Annotated in this window: 11 protein-coding genes; 8 read left to right on the top strand and 3 right to left on the bottom strand. The window is 64.4% G+C overall.

Annotation, left to right across the window (positions count from 1 at the left end; translation table 11 throughout):
• Positions 1–7 precede the first annotated feature (7 nt).
• Positions 8–1,633, top strand: coding sequence for a sensor histidine kinase (locus tag AC1ROT_RS09490; RefSeq protein ID WP_492998632.1), 1,626 nt, complete (start codon positions 8–10; stop codon positions 1,631–1,633).
• Between the two features lie 10 nt (positions 1,634–1,643).
• Here the strand turns inward: AC1ROT_RS09490 and AC1ROT_RS09485 are convergent, their stop codons facing one another.
• Positions 1,644–1,730: a small membrane protein YohP gene (locus tag AC1ROT_RS09485; protein ID WP_492972828.1), complete on the bottom strand. Its 87-nt coding sequence runs from the start codon at positions 1,728–1,730 to the stop codon at positions 1,644–1,646.
• A gap of 59 nt (positions 1,731–1,789) precedes the next feature.
• Positions 1,790–2,698, bottom strand: a complete 909-nt coding sequence (locus tag AC1ROT_RS09480; RefSeq protein ID WP_492998631.1) for a LysR family transcriptional regulator — start codon at positions 2,696–2,698, stop codon at positions 1,790–1,792.
• A 114-nt stretch (positions 2,699–2,812) separates the two neighbouring features.
• On the opposite strand from AC1ROT_RS09480, the gene AC1ROT_RS09475 reads away from it, so the two are divergent.
• Complete coding sequence (locus tag AC1ROT_RS09475) at positions 2,813–4,957, top strand: malate synthase G (protein ID WP_492998630.1); 2,145 nt, start codon at positions 2,813–2,815, stop codon at positions 4,955–4,957.
• 20 nt (positions 4,958–4,977) lie between these two features.
• Here AC1ROT_RS09475 and AC1ROT_RS09470 read toward each other — a convergent pair whose 3' ends face one another.
• Positions 4,978–5,916, bottom strand: a complete 939-nt coding sequence (locus AC1ROT_RS09470; protein WP_492972457.1) for a LysR substrate-binding domain-containing protein — start codon at positions 5,914–5,916, stop codon at positions 4,978–4,980.
• A 122-nt stretch (positions 5,917–6,038) separates the two neighbouring features.
• Here AC1ROT_RS09470 and speB point away from each other — a divergent pair, with 122 nt between their 5' ends.
• From speB to AC1ROT_RS09440, 6 genes are all read left to right on the top strand, one after another.
• Positions 6,039–7,091 carry an agmatinase gene (speB, locus tag AC1ROT_RS09465; protein ID WP_492998629.1) on the top strand — a complete coding sequence of 351 codons (1,053 nt, stop codon included), beginning with the start codon at positions 6,039–6,041 and terminating at the stop codon, positions 7,089–7,091.
• On the top strand, positions 7,088–8,524 hold the full coding sequence (gene argH, locus AC1ROT_RS09460) for an argininosuccinate lyase (protein WP_492998628.1): 1,437 nt from the start codon (positions 7,088–7,090) through the stop codon (positions 8,522–8,524). Before speB ends, argH begins: the two co-directional genes overlap by 4 nt.
• 54 nt (positions 8,525–8,578) lie before the next feature.
• Positions 8,579–9,478: an amino acid ABC transporter permease gene (locus AC1ROT_RS09455; protein WP_492998626.1), complete on the top strand. Its 900-nt coding sequence runs from the start codon at positions 8,579–8,581 to the stop codon at positions 9,476–9,478.
• Positions 9,475–10,257, top strand: a complete 783-nt coding sequence (locus tag AC1ROT_RS09450) for an amino acid ABC transporter ATP-binding protein (protein WP_492998624.1) — start codon at positions 9,475–9,477, stop codon at positions 10,255–10,257. Before AC1ROT_RS09455 ends, AC1ROT_RS09450 begins: the two co-directional genes overlap by 4 nt.
• Before the next feature lie 23 nt (positions 10,258–10,280).
• Positions 10,281–11,108, top strand: a complete 828-nt coding sequence (locus AC1ROT_RS09445) for an ABC transporter substrate-binding protein (protein WP_492998622.1) — start codon at positions 10,281–10,283, stop codon at positions 11,106–11,108.
• A gap of 76 nt (positions 11,109–11,184) precedes the next feature.
• Positions 11,185–12,498, top strand: a complete 1,314-nt coding sequence (locus tag AC1ROT_RS09440) for an Hsp70 family protein (RefSeq protein WP_492998620.1) — start codon at positions 11,185–11,187, stop codon at positions 12,496–12,498.
• Positions 12,499–12,591 lie beyond the last annotated feature (93 nt).

Here is a 12,591-nt window from a genome sequence, read left to right as displayed (position 1 = left end):
GAAATCGATGGTGTGGCGTAACGGCACATATGCGCCGCCCCTGTGGTGGCTCCGGATCGGCATGGGTCTGCTGCCCTTGCTGGTCGGCGCCATCTGGGCCTGGCAGACCTGGACGCAGAAAGAAGCGGCAGCAATCGAGAATTCACGCCAGAATGCCGCTCTCGTCAGCGAGTATGTGCAGCGGATCGTGCAGACCCAGAAACTGCTGCTCAACCAGACCGGCCGTATCATGGCCGAGAATCCGGCGATCGACCCGCTCACATTGCATGAACGGCTGCGCGCGCTGGATACCGGCATGAACTTCACCACCAGCCTCGGCGTCATCAATGCCAGCGGCCATCTGATTGCCGGCAGCCGCACCTTTCCGCTTTTTATGGACTTCAGTCAGCGCGACTATTTCATCCAGCTGCGCGACCGCGATCTCCCGCTGTTCATCGACCGCATCGTGCTGCAACCGGCCGGCCGTGACTCGCTGACGGTGGCCACCCGGCTGCCGGGCGAAGGATTCCAGGGTCTGGCGACCACATCCACCGATATCACGCAGTTCACGGCTTTCCTGTCCCATATCAGTACGGCGCAGGATTCCGCAGCCTTCCTGATGCGCGAGGATGGCAAACTTCTGGTGCGTCCCGATCCCGCGGCGCCACCCGTGCAGATGGTGGCTGACGGCGCGGCCATGAAGGCGATTTCCACCGCCCCGTCCGGCGTCTTCGATGCGCCGGGCCGCATGGATGGTACGCGCCGCATTTATGCCTATCAGAAGATCGGCGATCTGCCGCTGTTTGCCATGCATGGCTTTGCCTATGCGGGCCTGGTCTCCGATGTGGCGATCGAAATGCTGCCGATCAGCCTGTTTCTGCTGGCCTGCTCCGTGCTGGGTTATATCGCGCTGAGCAGTGCCATGAAGCAGGTGGAGGCCGAGCGTGCCCGTGGCGCCGCCGAGTTCGACCGCAAGCTTCTGGATGAGGCGCAGCAGACGGCCGCGCTCAAGGAGGCGCTGCTGAAGGAGATGAATCACCGCATTCACAATAACCTGCAGATGATCCAATCACTGATCCATATGCGCAGCCGGTCGCCGGGGGATCCCGGCACGGTGCTCAAGGAGATCGGCAAGCGTGTCTGGGCGATCTCGGAAGTGCATAATCTGCTCTACAACAGCGCCGAATATTCGCATCTCGATCTCGGCGCTTTCATCCGTACCATGGCCAACAGCCCGGGTATCGTGCCGCCGGAACAGGGCATCTCGGTGCGCTGCGATACCGACCGCGTCGATGTCGAGATTCAACAGGCCGTGCCGGTGGCGCTGATCGTGCTGGAATGCCTGACCAACGCGCTCAAGCACGCGTTCCCGGACGAGCGCCTGGGCATGGTGACCATCACCCTGCGTCAGTATGACAATGAGGCCGAGGTGGTGGTGTCTGATGACGGCGTCGGCACGCCCAGCATCCGCAATCGCAATTCAGGCATGAAACTGTCGCAGGCGCTGGCCGAACAGATTCACGCCCGCATGGAGATGGAGAGCGTCGTCAATGGCGGCACCACCATCCGTCTGCGCTTTCCGCTGCTGAGCGGTGAGCAGCGGCCGCATCTGAAAGTCGTGGAGCCGGGGTCCGACCCCGTGGCGGCGGCCTGAGGGCAGAACTTTAGAAGATCAGCTTGAAGAAGCCGACCACGACCAGCAGGCCGATCAGGAAGATGATCAGCACGCTCCATCCGATAAATTTCAGCATGTCGCCTCGTCTCCGACGGTAGGCATCAGAAACGGCCGATCGGCAGTCGAGTTCCGGGGTCAGGCCGGCTGACGGTCCCAGTCCGGCTCCGGCCCGAAGGCTGTACGCAGATGGGCGATGAAAGCGCCGACGCTGGCCGGCACGAAATTGCCGGCCGGATGGACGGCGAAGACGCTGACATCGGTGGCGCCGGGATGCCCGGGCAGGATGATGCGGAGTGCACCCGATCGCAGCTCGGCACCGATATCCCAGGTCGAGCGCAGCGCGATGCCCAGTCCGGCCACCGCCAGTTCGCGCACCACCTCGCTGGAATTGGTCCGCACCGCGCTTTCGCCCGGCACCGTCACCACCTTGCCAGCGCTGTCCTGCACCCGCCAGGGCAGTTGCGCCGCGGCCGCCAGCAGTGTGTGCTGCGCCAGATCAGTCAGGTTTTTCGGCACGCCATGCTGCGCCAGATAAGTGGGGCTGGCGCAGAGCACGCGGCGATTGGGCGCCAGGCGATGGCCTACAAGTCCCGGCTCGATGGCTGGCGCGATACGGATGGCCAGGTCGATCCGCTCGGCCAGCAGGTCGACGTAAGAGTCCGTCAGGTCGAGTTCGATCTGCAGGCGCGGCCAGCGGTCGAGGAAGCTCTTCACATGCGGCGCCACATGCAGGCGGCCGAAGGAGGTTGGCGCCGACAGCCGCAAACGTCCCGATGGTGCGCCGGCCACGCCGGCCACCTGGGCTTCGGCCTCGCGCGAGGCCGAGAGAATCTCGATCACGCGCTCATAGAAGCGTTGTCCGGCTTCGGTGGTGGCCAGCTTGCGGGTGGTCCGGTGCAGCAGCCGTGCTCCCAGCCGTTCCTCCAGCCGGGCAATGCGTTTCGACACCATGGCTGGCGACAGGTTGAGCGTGCGGCCGGCGGCGGCCAGGCTGCCGGTCTCGATCACCCGGGCGAAAAGCTCGTATTCGCGATCCATCGCCATTCATTCCCATAAGGAACGACTACGTTCAATTCTTTTCATCTACAGAATGAATGGCGGCTCTGGTATCCTTACCTACAATCAGATTTAACCATTTGGAATCATTTGGGAAACGCCATGACCAAGACCGTAGACAAGGCCGGCCTCAAGGTTGCAGCCACGCTTGCCGAGTTTATCGACCGTCAGGCGCTGCCCGGCACCGGTCTGGATGCGACGGCCTTTTGGGCCGGGGTGGCCGATCTCTATGCCCGTTTCACACCGGAGAACCGCGCGCTGCTCAAGAAGCGCGATGACCTGCAGGCGAAGATCGACGCCTGGCACCAGCAGCGCAAAGGCCAGGCCTTCGATGCCGGGGCCTACCAGGCCTTCCTGAAAGAGATCGGCTATCTGGTGCCCGAGCCGGCGCCGTTCAAAATCGCCAGCGAGAATGTCGATGCCGAGATCGCGCGTATGGCCGGCCCGCAGCTGGTCGTGCCGGTGCTGAATGCACGCTTCCTGCTGAATGCGGCGAATGCGCGCTGGGGCAGCCTCTACGATGCCTATTACGGCACCGATGCGATCCCGCATGAGCCGAATGAGAAGAAAGGTTACGATCCGGCGCGCGGCGCCAAGGTGATCGCCAAGGCGAAAGCCTTCCTCGATTCAGCCGTGCCATTGGCCGCAGGCAGCCATATGGATGTGAAGGGCTGGTCGATCAGGGACGGCGTGCTCACGCCGGCGCTCAAGGATCCGGCCGCCTTTATCGGCTATCGCGGCGATGCGGTGAATCCTTCGGCGGTGCTGCTGCAGCATAACGGCCTGCATATCGAACTGGTGATCGACCGCGCCCATCCCATCGGCAAGACCGATCCCGCCGGCCTCGCCGATGTGATTCTGGAAGCCGCGCTCACCACCATCGTCGATCTGGAGGATTCGGTCGCCGCTGTGGACGCCGAAGACAAGGTGGCGGCCTATGCCAACTGGCTTGGCCTGATGAAGGGCGATCTGGAAGCCAGCTTCGACAAGGGCGGCAAGACCATGACCCGCGCGCTGGAGGCCGATCGCGATTACACCGCCGCGAAGGGCGGTAAGCTCACGCTGGCCGGCCGCAGCCTGCTGTTCGTGCGCAATGTCGGCCATCTGATGACCAATCCGGCGATCCATCTGCCCGACGGCTCGGAAGCCTTCGAGGGCATTCTCGATGGCATCGTCACCAGCCTGATCGCCATGCATGACCTGCAGAAGAAGGGCCGCTTCACCAACAGCCGCGCCGGCTCGGTCTATATCGTCAAGCCCAAGATGCACGGGCCGGAAGAGGCGGCTTTCACAAACCGCCTGTTCGATGCCATCGAAGACCTGCTCGGCCTGAAGCGCTTCACCGTCAAGGTCGGCGTGATGGACGAGGAGCGTCGTACTTCGGCGAATCTCACGGCCTGCATCCATGCCGTGAAGGATCGCATCGTCTTCATCAACACCGGTTTCCTGGATCGCACCGGCGACGAGATGCATACCGCGATGCAGGCCGGTCCGATGGTGCGCAAGGCGCAGATGCGTTCTAGCGCCTGGATCAAGGCTTACGAGGAGCGCAACGTCGCCATCGGCATTGCCTGCGGTCTTTCGGGCAAGGCGCAGATCGGCAAGGGCATGTGGGCGGCGCCCGACCGCATGGCTGACATGCTGGAGCAGAAGATCGGCCACCCGAAAACCGGCGCCAACACCGCCTGGGTGCCGAGCCCGACGGCGGCCACCCTGCATGCCACGCATTATCACACCGTGGATGTCTTCGCCCGCCAGGCCGAGGTGGCGAAGCAGGCTGTACCGCCGCTGGGCGACTTGCTGACGATTCCGCTCAGCGCAGGGCAGAATTTCTCCGAGCAGGATGTGAAGGACGAGCTCGACAACAACGCGCAGGGGATTCTCGGCTATGTCGTGCGCTGGGTCGACCAGGGCGTCGGTTGCTCCAAGGTGCCCGATATCCACGATATCGGCCTGATGGAAGATCGCGCGACCTTGCGTATTTCCTCGCAGCATATGGCCAACTGGCTGCTGCACGGCATCTGCACCAGGGAACAGGCCGAAGCGGCACTCAAGCGCATGGCCGCCAAGGTGGATGCGCAGAATGCCGGCGATCCACTCTACAGGCCGATGGCGCCGAACCCCGATGCCAGCCTGGCCTATCAGGCGGCGCGGGCCCTGGTTTTCGAGGGCGTGGCGCAGCCCAACGGCTATACCGAGCCGCTGCTGCATGCCTTCCGCCAGAAGGTGAAACTAGCGGCCGGCTAACGTCATCCCCACCGGTCGCTTTAGCGACCGGCAAGAGTCATCGCCGCGAAGCTGTCGCGGATCCACTGTCGCAGCAGGATCACTGCCGGCCGGCTCTGCGATTCCGGCCGCACCGCCAGGTAGAAGCTGTTGGCGGCGCGTGTGCTGTGCTGGATCGGACAGACCAGCCGGCCGTCAGTCAGGTAGCGGGACGTGGTGACATTGTCGCCGATGGCGATGCCGAAACCGGCGGCGCTCATCTCGATGGCGGTCAGCGCATTGCCCAGATAATGCCGCGGCCCCGATGCCAGCCGGGCGCGTCCGCTGCTGGCCAGCCATTTGTCCCATTCGTCGCCATTGTCGGCGCAGAGCAGCGGGGCATTGTCCAGCAGCGCGAAGTCATCCTGGCGCAGGCCGCGCCCGGCCAGCAGGTCGGGACTGCAGACCGGCATCAGATGCACATCGCTTAAGTGCTCGACGATCTGCGCCGGCCAGCGGCCGTCACCATAGCGGATCGCCAGATCGATTGGCGCGGCGCGGGCCGGCCGTGTGTCGCTGCCCGAGACCAGGCGCAACTGCAGGGCCGGATACTGGGCCAGCAGCGTACCGGCCTGCCGCACCAGCCACAGGGTGGTCAGGGCCGGCGGGGCGCTGATCACCACCTCGCCGCCGGTTTCGCCGGTGGTGATCTGCCGGGTCGCCTCCGACAGCAGGTCGAAGGCCTGCCGCAGCGGCTGCAGCAGGGCGATGCCGGCCGGGGTCAGGCGCAGGCGGTTGCCGCTGCGCTCGAACAGGGCCGCGCCGGTGATCGCCTCCAGCTGCCGCACATGCTGGCTCACCGCGCCATGGGTGACATTCAGTTCTTCGGCTGCCCGGGTCATGGAGAGATGCCGGGCCGCGGTTTCGAAGGCGCGGAGCGCATTCAGGGGCGGCAGACGGGAAGCGGGGCTGTTCCGAGAGTTTTTCTCACGCTGGACCATGCCGATAAACTCGCTTGTCCAACTGTGGCCGTCCAGCGCAAAGTTGTCATGAAAACGGAAAACAGGGCCGTTTGAGAGAATTCCTCCCGTAAATGGGATATCCGTCAGGAGGCGAGGGGCCGATGGACACCGCTAAGCTGCAGGCCTTGCGCGCAAAATACGGCGACGCCAAGGGCGGCGACATTTTCGACCCGCATTTCGCTGCCGTCGCCACCCAGATCTTCCTCGATCCGGAACGGCGCAAATGGCCGTTCGCCGATGTCGCCACCTTCGTCAGTGCGCCCTACCGGCCGATCCAGTCCGATGCCGATTTCGCCGGGCTGGACTGCTGCATCGTCGGCGTGCCGATGGATCTGGGCGTCACCAACCGCGCCGGTGCCCGCCTGGGCCCGCGCGCCGTGCGCAATATCGAGCGTATCGGGCCGTATGAGCATGTGTTGAAGCGTGCGCCGCTGGGTGAGATCAAGGCTGCCGATATCGGCGACGTGCCGATGCAGAGCCGCTTCAGCCTCGATCGCTGCCATGCCGATATCGAAGGCTTCTACCGCCGCATCCAGGCGGCTGGCGTGATTCCGCTTTCGGTCGGCGGCGATCATTCGATCACGCTGCCGATCATGCGCGCGCTCGGCAAAGACAGGCCGCTCGGCATGGTGCATATCGATGCCCATTGCGACACCAGCGGCGAATACGAAGGCGCCAAGTTCCATCACGGCGGCCCGTTCCGCCAGGCGGTGCTGGATGGCGTGCTGGATCCGGACCGCTGCATCCAGATCGGCATCCGTGGCGCCGCCGAATATCTGTGGGAATTCTCGGTCGAGAGCGGCATGACCGTGATCCATGCCGAAGAGGTGGATGCTATCGGCATCCCCGCTGTGATCGCGAAGGCGCGCGCCGTGATCGGCGACGGGCCGCTCTATGTCACCTTCGATGTCGATGGCCTCGATCCGGCCTATGCACCGGGCACCGGCACGCCCGAGGTGGGCGGACTCACCCCGCGCGAGGCGCTGGCGATCCTGCGCGGCCTTGCCGGCCTGGATATCGTCGGCGGCGATGTGGTGGAAGTGGCGCCGCAGTATGATGCCAATACCGTGACGGCGCAGACCGCGGCGCAGATGCTGTTCACCATGCTTTGCCTGGTGTCGATCAAAAAGACCGGCCCGCTGGTGACGCCATGAGCAAGAATACCGAAGACACCACGCGGCTCTGGGGTGCCCGTTTCCGCTCGCCGCCCGATCCTGCGCTGATGGCGCTGTCGCGCTCGCCGCAGAGCCATCAGCGCCTGATCCCCTATGACATCACATCCTCGATGGCCCATGCGCGCGAATTGCAGCGCGCCAGACTGCTGACCGATGCGGAATGCGCCGAGATCACCGCATCCCTGCAGGGCATCCTGGCTGACCAGCAGGCCGGCCGCATCGCGCCGAGCGAGAAGGACGAGGATATCCACACCTTCGTCGAGCGCGTGATGACCGAGCGGCTCGGGCCGCTGGGCGGCAAGCTGCGCGCCGGCCGCTCGCGCAACGACCAGGCCGCCAACGATCTGCGGCTTTACCTGCGCGATTACGCCCGCCGCCTGGCGCGCGGCATGCTCGGCCTGCAGCAGGCTCTGATGGCGCAGGCCGAAGCGAATATCACCGCCATCGTGCCGGGCTTCACCCATCTGCAGCCGGCGCAGCCGGTGCTGTTCGCCCATCAGCTGCTGGCCCATGCCCAGGCCATCGCTCGCGACATCGCACGGCTGCAGGACTGGGACAAGCGCTTTGCCCGCTCGCCGCTGGGCGCGGCCGCCATGGCCGGATCGGCGATTGCCATGCATCCGGAACTGGCTGCCGTCGAACTGGGCTACGAGGCGGCGACCGAGAATTCCATCGACGCCGTGGGCAACCGCGACCATGTGGCGGAATTCCTGTTCGCACTCGCCATGCATGGCGTGCATCTGTCGCGCCTGTCCGAGGAAATCGTTCTGTGGTGCTCGCGCCAGTTCCGCTGGATCGAGCTGGACGATGCCTTCGCCACCGGCTCGTCGATCATGCCGCAGAAAAAGAATGCTGATATCGCCGAGATCACCCGCGGTCGCTCGGCTCGCCTGATCGGCGATCTCAACACCATCATGATCGCGCTGAAAGGCCTGCCGCTCGCCTATAACCGCGACCTGATCGAGGACAAGGCGGCCGCCTTCGATGCCATCGATGGCTTGATGCTTGTGCAGCCGGCGTTGGCCGGTCTGGTCCGCACCATGACCGTCCGGGTCGAGGAGATGCACCGGCAGTCGACCGAGGGCTTCACGCTGGCCACCGAAGTGGCCGACTGGCTGTCGCGTCGTGGCGTACCCTTTGCCCAGGCCCATGAGATCACCGGCGCTGTGGTGCGGCTCTGCGAAGAGCGCGGCATCGGCCTGGAAGATGTAACCGCTGCCGATCTGGCGCTGGTCGATCCGCGGCTGGATATCTCGATCAAGGCGGCGCTGACGCCGGAAGCGGCGGTCGCGGCGCGGCAGGGCTATGGCGGTACGGCGCCGGACCGGGTGCGGGAACAGCTGGTACGGTTGCAGGCCATCTGCACCGCGCAGGCACAGTGGTGCGACACCTACAAGGGGCCGATGCCGTAAGTCGTTTGCATCGTTCTTGCATACAAAAGTGACGACAGAGTCGGGGGACCAGTCATGAATGCAGAGCAATCGAAGGATATGCCGCGCGACCGTTACGACATCGCACGTCTGCCCATCGTGGCGCCGCGCCATTACGGCCGCTGGCTGGCCGCTGCTGCAATTATCGCCATCCTGCTGTTCATCGTGAAGGCATTCGCCGATGGCCAGATCGCCTGGCGCATCGTCGGCCAGTTTTTCACCGCGCCGGCGATCCTGAGCGGTCTGGTCAACACCATCATCATGACCGCCTGCGCCATGCTACTCGGTATCACACTGGGCGTGCTGTTCGCCATCATGGTGATGTCGCCCAATTCGGTGCTGAAGAGCGTCGCCGTTTTCTACATCTGGTTCTTCCGCGGCACGCCGCTGATCCTACAGTTATTGCTGTGGTTCAACCTGGCGCTGGTCTTCCCACGTCTCGGCATCCCTGATGTGTTTTCGGTGCGCACGGTGGATGTGATCACGCCCTTCGTCGCCACCCTGCTGGGCATGGGCATCAACCAGGGTGCCTATACGGCTGAAGTCGTGCGCTCAGGGATTCTCTCGGTCGATGCCGGCCAGACTGAAGCGGCCCAGGCCATCGGCATGACCCGGCTCACCGTGCTGCGCCGTATCGTCATGCCGCAATCCATGCGCGTGATTATCCCGCCGGTGGGCAACGAGGTGATCAGCATGGTCAAGCTCACCTCGATCGCCAGCGTGATCCAGTATTCCGAAATCCTGCGCAACGCCCAGACGATTTATTACGCCAACAACTTCGTCATCGAGATGCTGTTCGTCGCTGCCATCTGGTATCTGGCCGTGGTCACCGTGCTCAGCATCGGCCAGCATTTCCTCGAACGCTATTTCGCCAAGGGCCATCGCCGGCCGGAGGCGGCGCGCAAGGCTGTCGAAGCGGCGGGAGTGCCGGCATGAGCGAACCCGTACTGAGCGAACCGATGCTGGTCGCGCGCGACGTGCGCAAGACCTTTGGCAGCTTTACGGCCCTGCAGGGCGTGTCTCTGGATATCCATCATGGCGAGGTGCTCTGCATCATCGGGCCATCGGGCTCGGGCAAGAGCACCTTCCTGCGCTGCCTCAATCAATTGGAGCGGCTGGATGGCGGCGGCATCTGGATCGACGGCGAACTGATCGGCTACCGTCGCACCGGCGACAAGCTTTATCCGCTGCCCGACAAGGATGTGGCGCGCCAGCGCCTGGCCACCGGCATGGTGTTCCAGCGTTTCAACCTGTTCCAGCATATGACGGCGCTGCAGAATATCATTGAAGGCCCGGTCACCGTGCAGAAGCGCCGCAGGGCCGAGGCCGTCGAAGAGGCGATGACGCTGCTCGAGCGCGTCGGCCTGGCCGATAAGCGCGATGCCTATCCGGCCCAGTTGTCGGGCGGCCAGCAGCAGCGCGTGGCGATTGCCCGCGCGCTGGCGATGAAGCCGAAGCTGATGCTGTTCGACGAGCCGACCTCGGCGCTCGATCCCGAACTGGTGGGCGAGGTGCTGCAGGTGATGCGCGGCCTCGCCGGCAGCGGCATGACCATGATCGTGGTGACCCATGAGCTGGGCTTCGCCCGTGAGGTCGCCCATCGCGTCGTCTTCATGGATCGCGGCGCCATTGTCGAAACCGGTACGCCTCAGGACATCCTGGGCAATCCGCAGCAAACCCGCACCCGCGATTTCATTGCCGCCGTTCTGAACTGACAGCCCCTGAAGGAGATCCGCCCATGTCGCTTATCAAGCATTTCACCCTCGGCCTGCTGGCCGCCGCGATTGCGCTGCCGGCCGCAGCCGCCGACCTGCCCGACCGCATCAAGGCCGCCGGTAAGGTGGTGATCGCCACCATGCCGAACTATCCGCCGATCACCTTCAAGGACCCAGCGACCAATACGCTCAAGGGCTTCGACATCGAGCTTGGGGCCGCGCTGGCCAAGGAGATGGGCGTCGCGGTCGAATGGCAGGAAATCGCCTTCGCCCAGATGCTGCCGTCCCTGCAGACCGGCCGCGTCGACATGGTGATGGCCGGCATGACCGACCTGCCGACCCGTCGCGACCAGCAGGATTTCGTCAACTACCTGAAGACCGGCGCGCAGTTCTATACCTCCACCGGGATGTCGAAGGAGATCAAGTCGCAGGCTGATCTTTGCGGCAAGAAGGTCGGCGCCAGCCGTTCGACCAACTGGCCGAAGCAGATCGAGGCCTGGAGCGAGGTCAACTGCGTGGCCAAGGGCAAGCCGGCGATCACCGTGGTCGGCACCGAAGGCTCGATCGATGCCCGCACCCAGCTCAAGACCCAGCGTATCGATGCCGGCGCCCAGGGCAACGAGACGCTGCCCTATCTGCAGACCCAGGAGCCGAATACTTATGTGATTCTCGGCGACGCCTTCACCGTCACGCTGGCCGGCATCCCGGTGCTGAAGACCGAGCCCAAGCTGCGTGATGCCCTGCTGGAGGCGCTGGCCAGCCTGCAGAAGAAGGGTGAATATGATGCGCTGCTGGCCAAGTATGACCTCAAGGCCATGACCCTGCCGGCCAGCATCAACAAGGGCGAGTAAATATCCGTGCCGTGGCGCGGCTTGTCCGCGCCACGGTCCCGGCCTATAAAGCCCGCCCTTTCAGGCGGCCGGGACCATGGCAACACAGCAGACCCACGCAATCGGCGTCGATTTCGGTACCACCAATACGGTGGTGGCGATTGCGCGCGCCGATGGCAGCGTCACGCCGGTGACCTTCGATCATGCCGGGCTGCTGCATGACATCTTCCGGTCGGCGCTCTGCTTCTGGGACGAAACCGAAGGCCGCGCGCGCCGTATCGAGGTGGAAGCCGGTCCCTGGGCCATCGAGCAGTTCCTCGACAGCCCCTATGAACACCGCTTCATCCAGTCGTTCAAATCCTTTGCCGCCAGCCGCCTGTTCCAGTCGACGGTAATCTTCGGCAAGCGCTTCGGCTATGAGGACATCCTGAGCAACTTCCTCGGCCTGATGCGTCGTCATGCCGGCCCGTCGCTGGCGCAGATGGATGCACCGGTGATTGCCGGGCGTCCGGTGGAATTCGTCGGTGCCAATCCCGATCCGGCCCTGGCGCTGCAGCGCATGGATGCGTCTTACGCGCGCGCCGGATTCCCGCCGGTGCGTTATGCCTATGAACCGGTGGGCGCCGCTTATTTCTTCGCCCGTCGCCTGAAGACGGAGGCCACCGTGCTGGTGGCCGATTTCGGCGGCGGCACCAGCGACTTCTCGCTGATGCGGTTCCAAAAAAGCACCCAGGGCCTGACCGCCACGCCGCTGGGTCATGCCGGTGTCGGCGTGGCCGGCGACGCTTTCGATTTCCGCATCATCGACAATGTCGTCTCGCCGCGGCTGGGCAAGGGCGGCAGCTATCGCAGCGATGGCAAGATCCTGCCGGTGCCGGGCCAGCATTACGCCAATTTCGCCCAGTGGCATCAGCTCGCCATGCTGAAGTCACCGCGCACCATGGCCGATCTGAAGGCGCTGGCCAAGGAAGCGGTGGAGTCCGGCCCGCTGCTGGATTTCATCACCGTGATCGAGAACGACCTCGGTTTCGGCCTCTATCGCGCGGTTTCGGCCACCAAGACGGCGCTGTCCGGTGCCGCCAGCGCTGATCTGGTGTTCCAGGCCGAAGGCATCGATATCCGCGAAACCGTCACCCGCAAGGCCTTTGAAAGCTGGATCGCGCCGGAACTGGCGCAGATCGATGCAGCACTCGATCGCGTATTTGCCGAGTCCGGTTTGACGGCGGCGGATGTCGATCAGGTGTTCATGACCGGCGGTTCATCCTTCGTGCCAGCACTGCGACACCTGTTCGAAGCGCGGTTTTCCGCCGGTCGACTCGCCACCGGCGACCAGTTGCAGTCCATCGCTTCGGGCCTTGCGCTGATCGGTCTTGACCAGAATCCAGGCAGCTGGCTCGCGCCGCGCGACTGACGGCGAGAGTTCCGCAACTTCCCTGAACCAACCTCTGGCGTCAAAGGTCGAGCCGTTATGCCGGCGGCTCGGCGCCTTCACGCATGGGTCATC

It is taken from the genome of Ferrovibrio sp. GW821-FHT12E11 (assembly GCF_058806975.1).
The sequence above is the reverse complement of the archived record's forward strand: the minus strand, read 5'-3'. Positions and strand labels throughout refer to the sequence as shown.

Coding starts and splice junctions, on each gene's coding strand:
- speB (WP_492998629.1), top strand. CDS start 6,039: ATGGACACCGCTAAGCTGCAGGCCTTGCGCGCAAAATACGGCGACGCC.
- AC1ROT_RS09490 (WP_492998632.1), top strand. CDS start 8: ATGGTGTGGCGTAACGGCACATATGCGCCGCCCCTGTGGTGGCTCCGG.
- AC1ROT_RS09445 (WP_492998622.1), top strand. CDS start 10,281: ATGTCGCTTATCAAGCATTTCACCCTCGGCCTGCTGGCCGCCGCGATT.
- AC1ROT_RS09455 (WP_492998626.1), top strand. CDS start 8,579: ATGAATGCAGAGCAATCGAAGGATATGCCGCGCGACCGTTACGACATC.
- AC1ROT_RS09440 (WP_492998620.1), top strand. CDS start 11,185: ATGGCAACACAGCAGACCCACGCAATCGGCGTCGATTTCGGTACCACC.
- AC1ROT_RS09470 (WP_492972457.1), bottom strand. CDS start 5,916: ATGGTCCAGCGTGAGAAAAACTCTCGGAACAGCCCCGCTTCCCGTCTG.
- AC1ROT_RS09450 (WP_492998624.1), top strand. CDS start 9,475: ATGAGCGAACCCGTACTGAGCGAACCGATGCTGGTCGCGCGCGACGTG.
- argH (WP_492998628.1), top strand. CDS start 7,088: ATGAGCAAGAATACCGAAGACACCACGCGGCTCTGGGGTGCCCGTTTC.
- AC1ROT_RS09485 (WP_492972828.1), bottom strand. CDS start 1,730: ATGCTGAAATTTATCGGATGGAGCGTGCTGATCATCTTCCTGATCGGC.
- AC1ROT_RS09480 (WP_492998631.1), bottom strand. CDS start 2,698: ATGGCGATGGATCGCGAATACGAGCTTTTCGCCCGGGTGATCGAGACC.
- AC1ROT_RS09475 (WP_492998630.1), top strand. CDS start 2,813: ATGACCAAGACCGTAGACAAGGCCGGCCTCAAGGTTGCAGCCACGCTT.